This window comes from Trueperella abortisuis (assembly GCF_030811095.1).
Lineage (GTDB): Bacteria > Actinomycetota > Actinomycetes > Actinomycetales > Actinomycetaceae > Trueperella > Trueperella abortisuis.
Genome location: NZ_JAUSQL010000001.1, coordinates 1,767,417 through 1,784,288, shown reverse-complemented (window position 1 = coordinate 1,784,288; position 16,872 = coordinate 1,767,417). Strand labels below are relative to the sequence as shown.

Below are 16,872 nucleotides of genomic sequence, written 5' to 3'. Positions count from 1 at the left end.
ACTGGCTGATACGCATTCAACCTTTGCAGGTTTTGGGGATCTGGTAAAGGAAAAAAAGTGTGATTAACACCCGATTTACGCGTAATCTCGCGCTTTTGTGCGCTTAGACACGTCGAAGCGATACCCGAGGATGGCAAGCGCGAGGCAACCGAGCATGATCGAGCCCGCGTTCAGGGCGAGCATCATCACCGGCACGCTCGGCTCGTGCGGCGTGGCCCAACCGTGGGCATACATGAGGATGAGGGTGGCGCCCACTCCGAGTGCGAGGCCGGCCAACACCGTGACGAGCATGCACGCCAGCGCCTGGGCGAGCCTGCGGCCCCGGATCCTCCTGCCCGGAACGCCTTTCGTGCGCAGATAGCGCGTCTCGAGACCCTGCTCGTCGAGGTATCGCGGGACGCGCATATAGGCGGCGAAGGCGAGCATGGCGATGACGCTGGTCTGGATCACGGCTTGAATCTTGCTGACGTTGACGTGGTGGACACGCGACGGCGTGATCGCGAGGGTGAGGAAGGGCCGGTCAGTTCCGGAGTTGAGGGCGGCCTCGAGTCGGCTGTAGTCCTGGGAGATGTGGTGGTGGTCGGCAAAACGGATCCACATGGCGGCGGGCTCCAGATCGCCCAGGCCTTCGATGGAGATGAGCGCGAACGGCACATCCGCCGTGGTCACTTCCACCTCGGCGGTGCGGTTAAAGCCCTCGGCGTCGACGTAGTTCAGTCGCACGGACGAAGGAACGTCGGTGGCCCATTGGGGCACGAGCAGTTTGTCCAAGTCGAGCCTGCGGCCGAAGTAGTCCTGGGCCTCCTTCGGGTCGACGGCGTAGATCGCTCCGGGCTGGAATTCCTCCGGCTGCCAGGTTTCCGTGTTGAGCAGGTACATGGTGAGCGTCGCTTCGGCGCCGCCCCACGCGCGCACGGCGTCGAGGTTCTCTTGCGTGAGGAAGGAGGAGGTGACACCCGCAGTCATGGACAGGTCGTAGAGCTTGGACAGGTGGTCATCGTTATTGTCGAGGGTGGAGTAGGTGGTGTGGAGGGCGCCGAGCGCGGCCGAGGACATGAGGACGATGAACAGGGACACCGTTGTCATCGTTGCCGTCAGCGAGCGCGGCAGGAGCGAAAAGTACGAGCCGACCTGGAAGGATTTGGCGAGGCGCTTTGTCACGACGACGACCACCAGGTAGGTGACCAGCGTGGCGCCGGCGAGTGCAAGCAGCGAGCCGACGACGGCGCGCGCCCCCGCATGCGGCCTCAATTCGCCTGGCATCGCGACGGTGGTGTAGAGGAAGGTGGCGGCGAAGATGACGACCGCCGGGCCGACGATGCGGATCGCGGACTTCCACGTGTTGGTGGTGCGCAGGTAAACGGAAAGAACCCCCGCGCAGGTGCCGATGATGGTGGCGAGGGCGACCGCGATCAGTGCCCAGAGCGCCGCGACGAAGGGGAATCCGATGCCCGAGGGAAGGAAGGGGGCGCCGCTTTCGGAGTGCGCGATGGATGAGGCGCCCATGGCGCCCGCGTAGCCCACCGTGATCCCGACAAGGTAGGCCAGTCCTGCAACCGCGCCGATCTCGGCGGCGAGCATTCGTTGGCGACGCACGGCCGACAGCGCGAGGGCGCGAAGCGTGTGGCTTTCGGCGGTGCGCCGGCGGGCAACGCCCACCGCCGTCATGTAGACCACAGTGGTGCTGGTGAGGAAGGCGGTGGCCAGAAGCCAGGGGGTTGCCTCGGTCAGCGTGTCGAGGCTGGCCTTTTGACGGGCGTATTCGTCGTCGTAGCGGTCCCGCGCGTTGACGACGACGGTACCAGGGATCTTGAGGATGGCCTCCTGTAGCTCTTCGGTGGTGGCGGTGGGTGTGGCGCGCACCTCGATGCCGCCTTGCCCGTTGCCCTGCGCAGCCACGAAGTTGGGGTTGGGGTCGGTGGTGATGGCCTCGAAGCCGTTCAGATCCCGTAGCGGGGAGCAGGCGTAGATTCCGGAGACGGTGTAGCGCTTGGCGACGTCGCCGCCGACCACGGTCAGCTCGTCTCCCACCTCGAGCTCGAGCGTGTGGGCTAGCTTCTTGGCCACCGCGATCTCGCGTGGGGAGGATGGAAAGGCGCCCGTGGTGATCTTCTGCGTTCGAAGCGCCGGCGGGGCGAGGGAACGAATAGAGGTGGGGGCGTGATCGGTCTCGGTCACGACCTCAGCCGGAAGGGAGGAATCGACGAAGACGGACCCGACCTCGTCCAGCTGCCTAATCTGATCGGCCACCTCGAGCGCGGTGACGGTCTCCGAATAGACCACCACGTCCGAATGTGGGATCGACTTCTTCACCGACAGGGAGAGCGTGTCGTCGGCGAAACCGAGCATCGTCGTCATGAAAAAGACCATGGCCGCGGCGTAGGTGAGAGCCACGCCGGCGAGCACGTGGGAGGGCCAGTGATGCTCGAGCTGCTGGCGTAGCATCACGGCTCCTCGCTGAAGATGACCCGCAGCGTGTCGAGGATGGAATCCAGCGAGGGCGAATCGAGCTCGGCCGCGATGCGCGAGTCCGTCATGAGGTAGACACGGTCAGCGGAGATGGCCGACATCGGGTTGGAGGTGAAGGTCATCACGGTCATGGCGCGCTCGCGGGCGCACAGCCGAAGAAGGGCGTACAGGGTCTTACGGTCGGCGCGCGTGAGGCCCTCGGTCGGCTCTTCGCACAGGATGACGGTACGCCCGGACATGATGAGACCGGCCAGCGCGCACTTGAGCTGATCCAGCAGGGGCACCGCGTCGGGATACTGGTCCAACACCTGGGCTAGGCCGAACAGGTCGATGAGTTTTGTGCGCTCCTCGGATCCGACCCTCGTGCCGTTGAGGCGCGCCGGAAGGTCGAGGTTCTCTTTGAGGGTGAGCGCGGGAAGCAGGTTGTCCTTTGGGAAGAGAAGGCCGAAGGTGTGGGCGAGCAGGCGCTCGCGCTCGGCGTCCGAGGCGGTGGCGAGGTCGAGCTCGCCGACGACGATGCTGCCCGACGTCACGCGCTCCAGCCCGCCGATGGCGGCCATGAGGGCGGACATGTCGGAGTCGAGCCCACCGAGCACGGTGGTAATCGAGGCGTCGGGGACGGTGAGCGAGACGTCGTCGAGGAGGGTGCGCCGCCGGCGGCCTACGCCGCTGACGAGGCGAACATAGTCAACCTCGATCACCCGAGATCACCCGGGCGCACGAGCCCGGCCTCGTAGGCGAGGACGACCGCCTGGACGCGGTCGCGCGCGCCGAGCTTGGCGAAGATGCGCCCCACGTGCGTCTTGATGGTCGCCTGCGCCACGTCGAGCTCCTCCCCGATCTCGGTATTCGACAGGCCGCGCGCCATGTGATAGAGCACCTGGCGCTCGCGCTCGGTGAGCACATCCACGATCTCGGGGCGCAGCGCGCGGTCCTCGACCGCCTTCTGGGCGATGTAGGACACCAGGCGTTTGGTCGAGGACGGAGCGATGACGGCGTCGCCGCGGTAGACCGTGCGGATGGAGGAGAGCATCTGGTCCGGCGGGGCGTCCTTGAGCAGGAACCCGGAGGCGCCGCCGCGGATCGCGCGCATGACGTATTCGTCCAGGTCGAAGGTGGTGAGAATGATGACCTTGGGGCGCACTCCGTGCGGGAAGTCGGTGGAGTTGATGCGCTCGGTGGTCTCCAGGCCGTCCATGCCGGGCATGCGCACGTCCATGAGGACGACGTCGACCGGCACCAGCGCCAGCCGATCGAGGGCCTGCTTGCCGTGCGAGGCCTCCAAGACGGTCACCATGTCGTCCTGGGAATCGATGACCATCGAAAACCCGCTACGCACGAGGTCCTGGTCGTCGATCAGGCCAACCCGAATCTTGTCAGACATGACTCTTCCTTTCGCCGGGAGTCGGAATTGTGGCTGTCACTCTAAATCCTCCGCTCGAGCGTGGTCCGCTGACCACAGTACCGCCGAAAACGGCGGCACGCTCGGTCATTCCTATAATGCCGTGTCCCTTGCCATCGTTGAAGGTCGCCGCGCCGCGGCCGTTGTCGCTCACGTCTAGGACCACCTCGGACGGGCGCCAGTGTAAAGAGACCGTGATCGCGGCGTCCGGGCCGGCGTGCTTGAGGGAGTTCGTCAACGCCTCCTGGCAGATGCGGTACAGGGCCTTGCCCACGCCGACGGGCAGCGGGCGTTGGGAGCCCGTGGTCACGTAGGCCACCTCGTGGCGGGCGGAGCGCACCTGTTCGACGAGCTGGAGCAGGTCGGCGTCGACGGGCTCGGGCGCGAGCGGCGCGTCGATCTCCTCCGGGTCGCGCAGGACGCCGATGATCGAACGGATATCGGCGAGGGCTGCGCGCGACATGTCCGCGATGACGTCCAGCGCTCGCACGGCAGCCTCGGGGTTGTTCTTGGCGGCGTAGCGCCCGCCGTCGGCCTGGGCGATGACGACGGAAAGGGTGTGGGCGACGATGTCGTGCATTTCGCGGGCGATGCGGGTGCGCTCGGAGACGACGGCGAGTTCGGCGTCGCGCTCGGCGTTGACCTGGGCGATCTGGGATTCGGCGATGACGTGCTCGAGCTGGTCATACTGGGCGCGGCGCAGGAGAGCGACCGCCGCCGTCGCGATGACGATGGCCTGGCCGGCGAAAAAGATGAAGACGACAAGGAGGTGGGAGGTCCCGCCGCCCACGTACGGCAACACCAGGAGGAAGGCGCCGAAACAGGCCCCCAGGATCGCCGGTATCTTCACCGTGGACGAGCCGAAGGCGAGCACCGCGTACAGCGCCAGGAGAACCGCCACATCCTGCGGGAAGAACTCGGTGGGGAAGGCAACGTAGCGCAACAGCGCTGCGAGGTAGACCGTGATCGCCGCCGGGATCGGGTGCGTGCGGCGGAAGAAGGTCCCCAAGACGGTGGCCACCGCGGAGGTGTAGAGCAGCGCGTCGTGGAGGAGGTCGATGCCGAGCACGTCAGCGGGAACCAGCAGCGTGATGAAGGCGACCAGGAGCGCCAACAGTAAGTCGCCGGGGAAGGATCCTCTGACGGTGGCAAATTCGTTCATAGCACTAGGGTACGGCGTGATCGCGTTCCGGCCTTCATACTTGGGGCGTGCCTGAGACGGCTGCGATGTTGTCCGGGGAGTTGTTGGACACGTTGCCCACCGCCCGGCCGACCTCGTGGAAAGACAGCCGCGGGCCGGGGCGACTCAGGGCCTCGAGGAGCGTCGGATCCTGGAGGGTGGGGTCGAGCCACATGTCATACTCGTCAGGGTTCAGGATGAGGGGAGTGCGATCGTGAATCTGCGCCAACTCGCCGCGCGCCGCGCGCGTGACGATCGTGGCCGTCAGTAGCCAGTCCTCGCCGTCCTTGAACCAGCCATACAGTCCGGCCAGGGCAAGAGGGGCGTTATCGCGGTAGATGTAGAACGGGGTCCTGTCCGGCTTGCGCCACTCGAAGTAGCCCGCGGCCGGGAAGATGCAGCGCCTCTTTCGCAGCGCCGGGGCGAAGGAGGGCTTCTCGGCCAGGGTCTCCATGCGCGCGTTGATCATCGGGCGGGAGGCGTTCTTCGCCCACGGCGGGATGAGACCCCAGAAGGCCGGGGTCAGGGCGCGCACGACGTCGGGCGCGGGCCCGGCGGGCGTGCCGGGAGGCGTGGGCGTGGGCTGGGCGACGGCGTCGTCGAGCCACTCATCGCCGGGAAGAGGCCTGCGCTCGACAATGATCGGGACGTCCTGGGTGGGGGCGACGTTCCAGCTGGGGGAGGGGGCGTAGGAATCGGCGACGACGTCGAGGCGGAACTCGAGCTGAATGTCCCTGCGGCCCATGGTTGCGTATCGTCCACACATGCCCCCAGCCTAGTGGAAGAAAAATGTCGGATGGATGGGAGACAATGAGAGGGTGAACATCGAAGAAGCAACCACACGCTGGAACGAACTCGCCCCGAAGCTGCGCCGCGCGCAGGAGGCCTATCATTCGACGGGCGAACCGATCATGGTCGACGCCACGTATGACGCGCTCATCGCGCAAATGCGCGCGCTCGAAGATCGCTTCCCGCAGCTGTGGAGCCCGCAGTCGCCCACCATGAAGGTGGGGGCCAAGGTGGCGCGCGGGGCGGCCGCGGAGTTGCGCCATGCCGAGCGCATGTATTCGCTACAGGACGTGTTCAGCCGTGAGGAGCTGGCCACGTGGTTGACCGGGATCACCGGGGAAGTGCCGGCAGGGAGCCGGTTCACGGCCGAGGTCAAGATCGACGGGTTGGCGCTCAACCTCACGTATCGGGGCGGCGCGCTTCACACGGCGGCCACGCGCGGTGACGGGGTGACGGGCGAGGACGTGACGCGCAACGCGCTCGCGATCGAGGCGATTCCGGCGAAGCTCACGGGGCAGGACTGGCCGGAGCTGGTGGAGGTGCGCGGGGAGGTCTACTTCCCGATTGCGAAGTTTACCGAGTTCAACGATTCGGTGGAGGTGCGCAATGAGGAGATCACCCGCCGTAACCAGGAGATCGATGCCTACAACAAGACACTGCGCGCGAAGAACGCGAGCCGGGCCAAGGAGGGGCTGGCCCCGCTCCCGCGCCTGCAGCGCGAAGCGGTGCTCAAGACGTTCGTCAACCCGCGCAACGCAGCCGCCGGCACGATGCGTCAGGAGGACAACACGGGCTTTGCGATCAAGTCACTGAGCTTCATCGCGCACGGCATCGGCGCGCTGGAGGGAGCCTCGGAGGCGCTGGTAGAGAAGATGGCCACCCAGGAGGGCATCTACGAGGTCTTTAAGTCATGGGGGCTGCCCGTATCGGCGCAGACACGGATGGTCTCCACGATGGAGGAGATCGAGGCGTACCTTAACGCGTATCAGGGTGCGCGCATGTCACTCGATCACGAATTCGACGGCGTGGTGATCAAGCTGGAGGATCGCCGTATGCAGGCCAAGCTCGGCTACACCGCGCGCGTGCCGCGCTGGGCCGTTGCCTACAAGTTCCCGCCCACCGAGGTCCAGACCCGGCTGCTCGACATCCGGGTGCAGGTGGGACGCACCGGTCGCGTCACCCCGTTTGCCGTGATGGAGCCGGTGTGGGTGGATGGATCCACGGTGGCGCAGGCCACGCTGCACAACCCGTTCGAGGTGGAACGCAAGGGCGTGATGATCGGGGACATGGTCATTTTGCGCAAGGCGGGTGACATCATCCCCGAGGTAGTGGGCCCGGTGCTGGCGGAGCGGGACGGCTCGGAACGGGTCTTCGTCATGCCCGCGCACTGCCCGGCCTGCGGGGGGCCGATCGCGCCCGCCAAGGAGGGGGACAAGGACCTGCGATGCACCAACACGCGTTCCTGCCCCGCACAGCTTCACCAGCGCGTTATCCACATCGGCTCGCGCGGGGCGCTCGACATCGAATCGCTGGGGGAGGAGTCCGCCCAGTGGCTCGCCGATCCGGACCGCCACCGGGCCGAGGCACTCATCGCGCTCGCCACCGGGCACGCGCTGGAACTGACGGACGAGGAGGCGCTCAGTGCACACGCGGCAGGCTGGCCGCTGGAGGATTCCGCGGATCCGCGGGTGCGGATGGTGCTGCCGCTCGAGCGTCGAGTGGAGTTGGGAATCACGAACGAGGACGGGGCACTACTCGATCCGGAGAACATCATCGGGCAGGATCTGCAGGACACGCTTGGGATCCCCGCCGCACAGACCCCGTTCCTCGACACCGAGGCGCAGCTGTTTGCGCTCTCGGCCGGGGATCTGCAGGCCGTGCGGACCTGGCAGCCGGTGCGGGTGGCCGGCGAGGCCACCGGGGACTGGCGCTACGCGCGAGCGGGCTGGACGAAGCCGACGTGGTCGCGGTCCGGGGCTGTGGCTGAAACCATCCGTGCGGGCTACCAGGTCAAGGCGGCGTCGGCGCCGTCGAAGACGCTGGAGAAGGTCCTCACCGAGATCGATAGGGCCAAGTCAAAAGAGCTGTGGCGCAAGCTCGTGGCGCTCAACATCCGCCACGTGGGGCCGGTGGCCTCGCGCGCACTCGCCGCGCACTTCGGATCGCTCGACGCGATGCTGGCCGCCGGGCGCGCTCAGGTAGAGGCGGGAGAGGTTCCCTTCTCCGAAATCGACGGGGTGGGAGAGATCATCGGGCGCTCGCTACTGGAGTGGTTTGACGAGCCGTGGCACGCCGAGATCGTGGAAGAGTGGCGCAAGGCCGGGGTGGTCTTCGAAGACCAGCGCCCGGCCGGTGGCGACAGCGCGGCTGACGAGGCCGCCGGGCCACGCCCGTTCGAGGGCATGACGATCGTGGTGACCGGCTCGGTGGAGGGCTATACCCGCGACGGGGTGGCTGAGGCGATCACGAAGGCGGGTGGCAAGGCCACCGGATCGGTGTCGAAGAAGACGAACGTGGTGGTCATCGGGGACAACCCCGGCGCCTCCAAGACCACGAAGGCCGCGGCTCTCGGCATCGAAACATGGACGGCGCAGGAGTTCCTAGACCGGCTCGGGCGGGCCTAGGGCGCGGGCCGGAGGCTAGAGCAACGGGGCCAGCGGGCGCAAAATCCTTTCGGCCACCCGCGCCAGCGTGCTGCGTTGCTCCCACTGTGAGGCCGTGAGCTCGCGGGAGTTGGACAGGTCCAGTTCGAAGATCTCCTCCATGATCGTCGCGAACGGGCTGTTGAACACCTCCACGTTGATCTCGAAGTTACCGTCCATGGAGATCCGGTCAATGTTCGTGGTGCCGACCGTGGACCAGATGCCGTCCACCGTCATGGTCTTGGCGTGGATCATCGCCTCGCGGTAGAGGAAGATCCGCACCCCGGAGGCCAGCAGATCCTTGTAGTAGGGTCGGCCCACCCAGTCGGCAACGATGTGGTTAGAGTACTCGGGGACGAGCACCCGCACGTCCACCCCGCGCCTGGCGGCGGAGGTGAGGGAGTGGAGGATGCCGGCGTCGGGAATGAAGTAGCCCATCGTGATGTAGACACGGTGGTAGGCCCGGTCGATCGCGCCCAGGTAGGAGGCGCGCACGGGGTAGGACTTGAAGGCGGGCACATTTTGGGTCGCGATCACCTTCGACGACCAGTGCGACAGCCCCCGGTCCGGCAGCTCGGGTAGCGCCGCGCCCCGGTAGACGTTCCACATGTCGACGAACGCGTTCTCTAGCTCCCACACGGACGGGCCCTTGATACGCAGGTGGGTGTCGCGCCACGTGTTGGCGTACAGGGCACCGATGTTGTAGCCGCCCACAAATCCGATTTCCTGATCGACCACCAAGATCTTGCGGTGGTCAAAGCCGCGGTCGCGGCCGTTGCCCGTGAAGATGCCGGTGCGAAGGAGCGGGAAGAGGATCACGTGCAGATTCTCGTGCTCGGGGAACTGGCGGAACCGCGGGTCTTGATTGAGGTTGCCGAAGGTGTCGATGATGACGTACACCTGCACCCCGCGCCGGGCGGCAGCGATGAGGGCATTGCGGAACTCGTAGCCGACGTCGTCGGCCTTAATTATGTAGGTCTCAAAGAAGATCTGCTCGCGTGCGCCGTCGATCGCCTCGAGCATGTCCGCATACAGATCCTCGCCAAAGGTGTAGACAGTCAGGTCGGAGCCGGAGACGGTGGTAGTGCGCGGGGGCAGGGTGGGGAATGTGCCGCTGGGAGGGTTGCGCCGCTTGCGGTGTTCGTCCACCGCCAGGACTGCGCTGACGGCGGCGATCTGCGCGGTCAGAGCGCCCAATATGCCGTACTTGATGAGGCGCTTGGGGGTTTCGCGATTTGGTCGCAGGAAGCGTGACATGTGCTTATAGTATCGAACGGGTTAGACTTTGCTCATGTCAAAGTTTTCAAACGATGAGGTGGCCCGCTTGGCCGACCTCGCGCGCATTTCCTTAACACAAGAGGAGATTGAGCAGTTCGCCGGCGAACTGTCCACAATCTCGGACGCCATGGAGAAGGTCTCCGCGGTTGCCGCCTCGGACATCCCGGCTACCTCCCACCCGATGCCGCTGACCAACGTGTGGCGCGAGGACGAGGTGGGCGAGGAGAAGCTGGATCTTGACCTGGTATTCGCCTCAGCGCCGGCCTGCGAGGACGGCAAATTCGCGGTGCCGCAGATCTTGGGGGAGGAATAAATGGAATTGCTGAAGAAGCCCGCGGTCGAGCTCGCCGCGATGTTACGCGCCGGCGAGGTCACCTCGGTTGAGTTGACCCAGGCGTGCCTCGACCGGATCGAGGCGGAAAACGGTCACCTGCACGCGTTCCTGTTCGTTGACGCCGACGGCGCGCTCGAGGTGGCCCGCGGCGTCGACGCCGATCGTGCGGCGGGCAAGCAGCTGCCGCCGTTCGCGGGCGTGCCGGTGGCGATCAAGGACAACATTTGTCAGCTCGGCACCCCGGTCACGTGCGGGTCGAAGATGCTGGAGGGCTGGATCTCGCCCTATGACGCCACGGTGGTCAAGAACCTGAAGGCGGCGCGGCTGCCGATCGTGGGGCACACGAACATGGACGAGTTCGCGATGGGCTCCTCGACGGAGAATTCGGCCTTCGGGCCGACGACGAACCCGTGGGGAGACAACCTCATCCCGGGCGGCTCGGGCGGCGGTTCGGCTGCCGCGGTCGCGGCCTACATGGTGCCGTGGGCGCTGGGTTCGGACACGGGCGGGTCGATCCGTCAGCCGGGAGCGGTGACGGGTACGGTTGGCGCCAAGCCCACGTACGGCAACGTCTCGCGCTACGGGGTTGTGGCGATGGCCTCCTCGCTGGATCAGGTCGGTCCGTGTGCGCGCACGGTTGCCGACGCGGCGGCCTTGCAGGAGATTCTCTCCAGCCACGACCCGCATGATTCGACGTCGCTACCGGAGGTCGCCACGGGCCTGTACGACGCCGCGGTCGAGGGCTCGGCCGCGCAGGATCTCGCGGGCCTGCGCGTCGGCGTCGTGAAGGAAATGTCGGGCGATGGTTTCGAGCCGGGCGTGATGGCCGTCTTCGAGGAGACGGTGGACAAGCTCAAGGCGCGCGGGGCGGAGGTCACCGAGGTCTCCTGCCCGGCGTTCGACTCGGCGATCGCGGCCTACTACCTCATCATGCCGGCGGAGGTCTCCTCCAACCTGGCGCGTTTCGACGGCGTGCGATACGGCAACCGTGTGGAGCCTAAGAGCGGCCCGGTGACGGCGGAGACGATGATGTCGGCCACCCGCGGGGAGAAGTTCGGCCCGGAGGTCAAGCGGCGCATCATCCTGGGCACGTATGCGCTGAGCTCGGGGCACTATGACAGGTTCTACGGGTCGGCGCTGAAGGTGCGTACGCTCGTCCAACGCGACCTGGACGCCGCGTTCGAAAAGGTGGACGTGCTGGTCACGCCCACGGCCCCGACCGTCGCCTTCGAATTCGGTTCGAAGAAGGACGATCTGATGGCGATGTACATGAACGACATGACGACCACCCCGGCCAACCTCGCGGGCGTGCCGGCGCTGTCGGTGCCGGCGGGTCTGGCGGATGGGCTGCCGGTCGGCTTCCAGGTGATCACGCCCGCGCATGAGGATGCGCGCATGTACAAGGTGGCGGCGATGGTGGAGGCGGTCGCGGATCGCTCCGCCCGCGAATGCCCGATCGAAGTGGGGGAGAAGTAACGATGGAAGAATTGATGGACTACGCCGAGGCTGCCGCGAACTTCGACCCCGTGCTCGGGCTTGAGGTTCACGTCGAGTTGGCGACCAAGACGAAGATGTTCGACGCCGCCCCCAACGAGTTCGGTGGGGAGCCCAACGTCAACACCACCCCTGTCTCGCTCGGCCTGCCCGGCGCGTTGCCGGTGGTGAACAAGAAGGCCATCGAGTACGCGATCCGGCTCGGCCTGGCGCTCAACTGCAAGATTGCGAAGTCGTGCCGGTTTGCGCGCAAGAACTATTTCTACCCGGACTTGTCGAAGAACTTCCAGACCTCCCAGTCGGATGAGCCGATCGCCTACGACGGCTATCTCGACCTGGAGCTCGACGACGGCGAGGTTTTCCGGGTGCTCATCGAACGCGCACACGTGGAGGAGGACGCGGGCAAGAACACGCACGTGGGCGGCGAGGGCCGACTCCAGGGCGCCACGCATTCGCTGGTGGACTACAACCGCGCCGGCGTGCCACTGGTGGAGATTGTGACCCGCCCGATCGAGGGCGCCGGGGCGCGCGCGCCGGAGGTGGCCGCGAAGTATGTGCAGTCCATCCGCGACATCGCCCGGGCCATCGGGGTGTCGGAGGCCCGCATGGAGCGCGGCAACGTCCGCGCCGACGTCAACGTCTCCCTGCGCCCGAGCCCGGATGCGCCGCTCGGCACTCGTACCGAAACGAAGAACGTCAACTCTTTCCGTGCGGTCGCCCGCGCCGTCGAGTTCGAGATCTGCCGCCAGGGTAAGGTGCTGTCCTCGGGGCAGAAGGTGGTGCAGGAGACGCGCCACTGGCAGGAGGCCGATTCAACGACGTCGCCTGGCCGGCTCAAGTCGGATGCTGACGACTACCGCTACTTCCCCGAGCCGGATCTGGTGCCGATTGCGCCGCCCGTCGAATGGGTGGAGGAGATTCGGGCGTCGTTGCCGGAGATGCCCGCCGCGCGGCGCAAGCGGCTCCTGAGCGAATGGGGCATCTCGGAGATGGAGATGCGCGACATCGTCAACGCCGACGCGTTGGATTTCATCAGCGATTCCGTCGACGCCGGGGCAAGCCCTGCCGGCGCGCGCAAGTGGTGGATGGGCGAGCTGGCCCGTTATGCGAAGGACAACGAGCTGGCGCTGGCCGACGTCCCCGTGACGGCGGCCGACGTCGCCGAGCTGGACGGGCTTGTCACCAGTGGCAAGCTCACTGACAAGCTTGCCCGCCAGGCCCTTGACGGGGTGCTGGCAGGAGAGGGCAGCCCTGCCGACGTCGTGGCCGCCCGCGGGCTGGAGGTTGTTTCCGACGACGCCGCGCTGGGTGCCGCCGTCGACGAGGCGCTCGCCGCGAACCCGGATATTTTGGACAAGATCAGGGCAGGTAAGGTGCAGGCCGCCGGCGCGATCGTCGGCGCTGTCATGAAGGCCACCCGCGGCAAGGCGGACGCGGCGCGCGTGCGCGAGCTGATTATGGAGCGTGCTGGCCAGGCCTAGGCGCTCGCGAGGTGTGCGAAGGCACATGCGACGCGCAGAGGCGCTGACGTGACGCCTTAGCTGCTGCGAGAGACCCCGGCGAACCCGCCGGGGTTTTTCGTTGCCGGACGTCGAGACGGTGCCCGGCTTCATCGCCCGTTTCCCGATGGCTGAAACTGTGGGGCTAAGTGCGGGGCAACCTGACAGAATGATCGCGCTGACTAAATGATCGCGCAAGAACGAAGAAAGACAAGGCGGATTATGGCAAAGCCGAGACCGAGCTACGCGGTGACGTTGCGAATCGAGATTCCCTACGACGACCACGCTGTTCCGCGTATCACCAACGAAATCAGCTACGAAGATGCGCTGATCACGGGAATCGACATGGTGCGTTCCGATGACGAGCACCTGCTTTTTGACGTCACCTGCATGACGCACGACCTGAACCACGCGAAGAAGATCCGCAAGAAGCTACAGCGGACCGAGGGGGTGATCGTGCATGGGATTCACGATGCGACGGTCCAGGCGCACCTGGGCGGCAAGATCGAGGTCACGCTCAAGCGGCCACTGAAGACTCGCCAGGACCTGTCGAAGATCTACACGCCCGGCGTGGCGGCAATCTGCGAGCGGATCGTGGAGGATCCCTCGGAGGCGCGCAGGCTGACAATCAAGCGCAACACGGTGGCCGTCGTCACCGACGGTACGGCCGTGCTCGGCCTAGGGGACATCGGGCCGTTGGCCGCGATGCCCGTCATGGAGGGCAAGGCCGCGCTGTTTAAGAACTTCGCCGGTGTGGATGCGTGGCCGGTGTGCCTGGACACGAAGGACACCGAGGAGATCATTTCGATCGTCAAGGCGATCGCGCCCGGGTTCGCCGGGATCAATCTGGAGGACATCTCCGCGCCGCGGTGTTTCGAGATCGAGCGCAGGTTGCGCGAGGAGCTTGACATCCCGGTCTTCCATGACGATCAGCATGGCACCGCCGTCGTCGTGCTTGCGGCGCTGATTAACGCGCTGAAGGTGGTGGGCAAGAAGATCGAGGATGTGCGGATCGTCGTCTCGGGCGTGGGTGCTGCCGGCAACGCCATCATTCGCCTGCTCAAGAGCCAGGGTGCCTACGACATCATCGGATGCGGGCGCAACGGCGCGCTGGGTGCCTTCCGCGAGGAGGCTGATCCGGACCGAAACTGGTTGGCACAGAACACGAACCCGCGCCAGGTACAGGGCAGCCTCAAGGACGTGCTCGCCGGCGCGGACGTCTTCATCGGCGTTTCGGCGGGCAACATCTTGACGGGTGAGGACATCGCGACGATGGCCGAGGACGCCGTCGTCTTTGCGCTCGCGAACCCGACCCCGGAGGTGGATCCGGGCGCGGCGGGCAAGTACGCCTCCGTTGTGGCCACGGGGCGCTCGGACTATCCGAACCAGATCAACAATGTGCTGGCGTTCCCGGGGCTGTTCCGCGGAATGCTGGACGTGCGGGCACACGAGGTCACAGACCAGATGCTTGTGGTGGCCGCCAATGCGATTGCTGCGGCAGTGGAACCGGCGGAGCTCAATAGCGCGTTCATCATCCCGGGCGTCTTTACGCCAGATCTGGCGGAGAAGGTCGCCGGAGCGATCCGTGAAGAGTTCGCCAATGGGCAGCAATGGGCAGTAGCGCACTAAGGGGGTAAGCGCGCTACTACGCGGAAAGGGCGGGGCCCGTGCGTGCTGGGAGCACGAAAAAGGGAGGCCCGCGATACCACAGAGCGCTGGGGGCGCGTCGAATCCGACGCGCCCCCAGCGCGTATGTTGTGCGTCATGGCCGACCTTTCCGCATATTTGCGCAGTTCGGGGCGGTGTGAGGAGGGGCACGGCGATCGGGTTTGACCTTCCGGGTGCGGGGTGTGTAAATTCTTTTCTTGCCGCCGGGGCGTGAGGCTCACGGGCCGAGCGGCAAATGTCTTTCTGATTTATGTGATCTAGACACCGGGATTTGACTCCGGCCGAAAGATGAGCTAAGTTAGAGAGGTTGCTCCCGAGGGGCACAGCGAAGAGAAATCGCTGGTCTTTCGAGTGGGTGTGTTGTTTGATATCTCAATAGTGTGTCAGCTTTTTATGTTGTGTTTTTTTGATGGCTGGCTCTTCCTTTTTTGGTTGGGTTGGTTGTTGTTGTGGCTGGCTTGGCTTGGCTTTTTGTTGGGTTGGGTTGGTTGCAGTTTTTTTTGCCAGTTTTTCTGGTTTTTTGAGTCTGTTTTGGCTTTCTGTTTGGATCTTTCCTGCTGGGTTTTGTGCTTGGTGGGTTTGGTTTTTTGTGGAGAGTTTGATCCTGGCTCAGGACGAACGCTGGCGGCGTGCTTAACACATGCAAGTCGAACGATGAAGCTGAAGCTTTTGTTTTGGTGGATTAGTGGCGAACGGGTGAGTAATACGTGAGTAACCTGCCCTTGTCTTTGGGATAAGCCTGGGAAACTGGGTCTAATACCGGATATTCTGCTTCTGCCGCATGGTGGGGGTTGGAAAGATTTTTTGGATGGGGATGGGCTCACGGCCTATCAGCTTGTTGGTGGGGTGATGGCCTACCAAGGCGTCGACGGGTAGCCGGCCTGAGAGGGTGACCGGCCACATTGGGACTGAGATACGGCCCAGACTCCTACGGGAGGCAGCAGTGGGGAATATTGCACAATGGACGCAAGTCTGATGCAGCGACGCCGCGTGGGGGATGAAGGCTTTCGGGTTGTAAACTCCTTTCAGTACAGAACAAGGCCTTTGTGGTTGAGGGTATGTGCAGAAGAAGCGCCGGCTAACTACGTGCCAGCAGCCGCGGTAATACGTAGGGCGCGAGCGTTGTCCGGAATTATTGGGCGTAAAGAGCTCGTAGGCGGTTTGTTGCGCCTGCTGTGAAAGACCGGGGCTTAACTTCGGGGTTGCAGTGGGTACGGGCAGACTAGAGTGTGGTAGGGGTAATTGGAATTCCTGGTGTAGCGGTGGAATGCGCAGATATCAGGAGGAACACCGATGGCGAAGGCAGGTTACTGGGCCATTACTGACGCTGAGGAGCGAAAGCGTGGGTAGCGAACAGGATTAGATACCCTGGTAGTCCACGCCGTAAACGTTGGGCACTAGGTGTGGGGCCTTTTCCATGGGTTCTGCGCCGTAGCTAACGCATTAAGTGCCCCGCCTGGGGAGTACGGCCGCAAGGCTAAAACTCAAAGGAATTGACGGGGGCCCGCACAAGCGGCGGAGCATGCGGATTAATTCGATGCAACGCGAAGAACCTTACCAAGGCTTGACATACACTGCGATGTGCCAGAGATGGTGCAGCCTTTGGGGTGGTGTACAGGTGGTGCATGGTTGTCGTCAGCTCGTGTCGTGAGATGTTGGGTTAAGTCCCGCAACGAGCGCAACCCTTGTCCTGTGTTGCCAGCAAGTTGTGTTGGGGACTCACGGGAGACTGCCGGGGTTAACTCGGAGGAAGGTGGGGATGACGTCAAATCATCATGCCCCTTATGTCTTGGGCTTCACGCATGCTACAATGGCCGGTACAGAGGGTTGCGAGCCTGTGAGGGTGAGCTAATCTCTTAAAGCTGGTCTCAGTTCGGATTGGGGTCTGCAACTCGACCCCATGAAGTCGGAGTCGCTAGTAATCGCAGATCAGCAACGCTGCGGTGAATACGTTCTCGGGCCTTGTACACACCGCCCGTCACGTCACGAAAGTTGGTAACACCCGAAGCCCGTGGCCTAACCTTTTTGGGGGGAGCGGTCGAAGGTGGGATTGGCGATTGGGACGAAGTCGTAACAAGGTAGCCGTACCGGAAGGTGCGGCTGGATCACCTCCTTTC

The 16,872-nt window shown here is 64.8% G+C and carries 11 protein-coding genes and 1 rRNA gene; 6 read left to right on the top strand and 6 right to left on the bottom strand.

Annotated features, from left to right (window positions below; translation table 11 throughout):
* Positions 1-75: 75 nt before the first annotated feature.
* From J2S45_RS08030 to J2S45_RS08010, 5 genes are read right to left on the bottom strand one after another with little or no spacing between them, the layout of a single operon-like run.
* Positions 76-2,445, bottom strand: coding sequence for an ABC transporter permease (locus J2S45_RS08030; RefSeq protein WP_307635057.1), 2,370 nt, complete (start codon positions 2,443-2,445; stop codon positions 76-78).
* Positions 2,445-3,170 (bottom strand): ATP-binding cassette domain-containing protein, encoded by a 726-nt coding sequence (locus J2S45_RS08025; protein WP_307635056.1) that lies wholly within the window; start codon positions 3,168-3,170, stop codon positions 2,445-2,447. The genes J2S45_RS08030 and J2S45_RS08025 overlap by 1 nt, the downstream gene beginning before the upstream one ends.
* Entirely contained in the window at positions 3,167-3,853 is a 687-nt protein-coding gene (locus tag J2S45_RS08020) for a response regulator (RefSeq protein WP_307635055.1), read from the bottom strand. The genes J2S45_RS08025 and J2S45_RS08020 overlap by 4 nt, the downstream gene beginning before the upstream one ends.
* Positions 3,846-5,033 (bottom strand): sensor histidine kinase, encoded by a 1,188-nt coding sequence (locus J2S45_RS08015; RefSeq protein WP_296930907.1) that lies wholly within the window; start codon positions 5,031-5,033, stop codon positions 3,846-3,848. The genes J2S45_RS08020 and J2S45_RS08015 overlap by 8 nt, the downstream gene beginning before the upstream one ends.
* Before the next feature lie 34 nt (positions 5,034-5,067).
* Positions 5,068-5,817, bottom strand: coding sequence for an SOS response-associated peptidase (locus J2S45_RS08010; RefSeq protein ID WP_307635054.1), 750 nt, complete (start codon positions 5,815-5,817; stop codon positions 5,068-5,070).
* A 52-nt stretch (positions 5,818-5,869) separates the two neighbouring features.
* Between J2S45_RS08010 and ligA the strand changes: the two genes are divergently transcribed.
* Positions 5,870-8,464, top strand: coding sequence for an NAD-dependent DNA ligase LigA (gene ligA / locus J2S45_RS08005; RefSeq protein ID WP_307635053.1), 2,595 nt, complete (start codon positions 5,870-5,872; stop codon positions 8,462-8,464).
* A gap of 15 nt (positions 8,465-8,479) precedes the next feature.
* On the opposite strand, the gene J2S45_RS08000 is transcribed toward ligA, so the two are convergent.
* Positions 8,480-9,739 carry a phospholipase D-like domain-containing protein gene (locus tag J2S45_RS08000; protein ID WP_307635052.1) on the bottom strand — a complete coding sequence of 420 codons (1,260 nt, stop codon included), beginning with the start codon at positions 9,737-9,739 and terminating at the stop codon, positions 8,480-8,482.
* 34 nt (positions 9,740-9,773) lie between these two features.
* Here J2S45_RS08000 and gatC point away from each other — a divergent pair, with 34 nt between their 5' ends.
* The 5 genes from gatC to J2S45_RS07975 all read left to right on the top strand — a co-directional run bounded on the left by gatC (position 9,774) and on the right by J2S45_RS07975 (position 16,871).
* Positions 9,774-10,073, top strand: coding sequence for an Asp-tRNA(Asn)/Glu-tRNA(Gln) amidotransferase subunit GatC (gene gatC, locus J2S45_RS07995; protein WP_296931216.1), 300 nt, complete (start codon positions 9,774-9,776; stop codon positions 10,071-10,073).
* A complete protein-coding gene (gene gatA / locus J2S45_RS07990) occupies positions 10,074-11,570 on the top strand; it encodes an Asp-tRNA(Asn)/Glu-tRNA(Gln) amidotransferase subunit GatA (RefSeq protein WP_270975776.1) in 1,497 nt (498 codons plus the stop codon).
* 2 nt (positions 11,571-11,572) lie between these two features.
* Positions 11,573-13,069, top strand: coding sequence for an Asp-tRNA(Asn)/Glu-tRNA(Gln) amidotransferase subunit GatB (gene gatB, locus J2S45_RS07985; protein ID WP_307635051.1), 1,497 nt, complete (start codon positions 11,573-11,575; stop codon positions 13,067-13,069).
* Positions 13,070-13,309: 240 nt separating this feature from the next.
* Positions 13,310-14,716, top strand: coding sequence for an NAD-dependent malic enzyme (locus tag J2S45_RS07980; protein WP_307635050.1), 1,407 nt, complete (start codon positions 13,310-13,312; stop codon positions 14,714-14,716).
* A 625-nt stretch (positions 14,717-15,341) separates the two neighbouring features.
* Positions 15,342-16,871: ribosomal RNA gene (locus tag J2S45_RS07975) — 16S ribosomal RNA — on the top strand.
* The last annotated feature ends 1 nt before the right edge of the window (position 16,872 follow it).

Excerpts from the sequence above, each read along its gene's own strand:
- J2S45_RS08030 (WP_307635057.1), bottom strand. The coding sequence starts at position 2,445 with ATGCTACGCCAGCAGCTCGAGCATCACTGGCCCTCCCACGTGCTCGCC.
- J2S45_RS08020 (WP_307635055.1), bottom strand. The coding sequence starts at position 3,853 with ATGTCTGACAAGATTCGGGTTGGCCTGATCGACGACCAGGACCTCGTG.
- J2S45_RS08015 (WP_296930907.1), bottom strand. The coding sequence starts at position 5,033 with ATGAACGAATTTGCCACCGTCAGAGGATCCTTCCCCGGCGACTTACTG.
- J2S45_RS08010 (WP_307635054.1), bottom strand. The coding sequence starts at position 5,817 with ATGTGTGGACGATACGCAACCATGGGCCGCAGGGACATTCAGCTCGAG.
- J2S45_RS08000 (WP_307635052.1), bottom strand. The coding sequence starts at position 9,739 with ATGTCACGCTTCCTGCGACCAAATCGCGAAACCCCCAAGCGCCTCATC.
- gatC (WP_296931216.1), top strand. The coding sequence starts at position 9,774 with ATGTCAAAGTTTTCAAACGATGAGGTGGCCCGCTTGGCCGACCTCGCG.
- gatA (WP_270975776.1), top strand. The coding sequence starts at position 10,074 with ATGGAATTGCTGAAGAAGCCCGCGGTCGAGCTCGCCGCGATGTTACGC.
- gatB (WP_307635051.1), top strand. The coding sequence starts at position 11,573 with ATGGAAGAATTGATGGACTACGCCGAGGCTGCCGCGAACTTCGACCCC.
- J2S45_RS07980 (WP_307635050.1), top strand. The coding sequence starts at position 13,310 with ATGGCAAAGCCGAGACCGAGCTACGCGGTGACGTTGCGAATCGAGATT.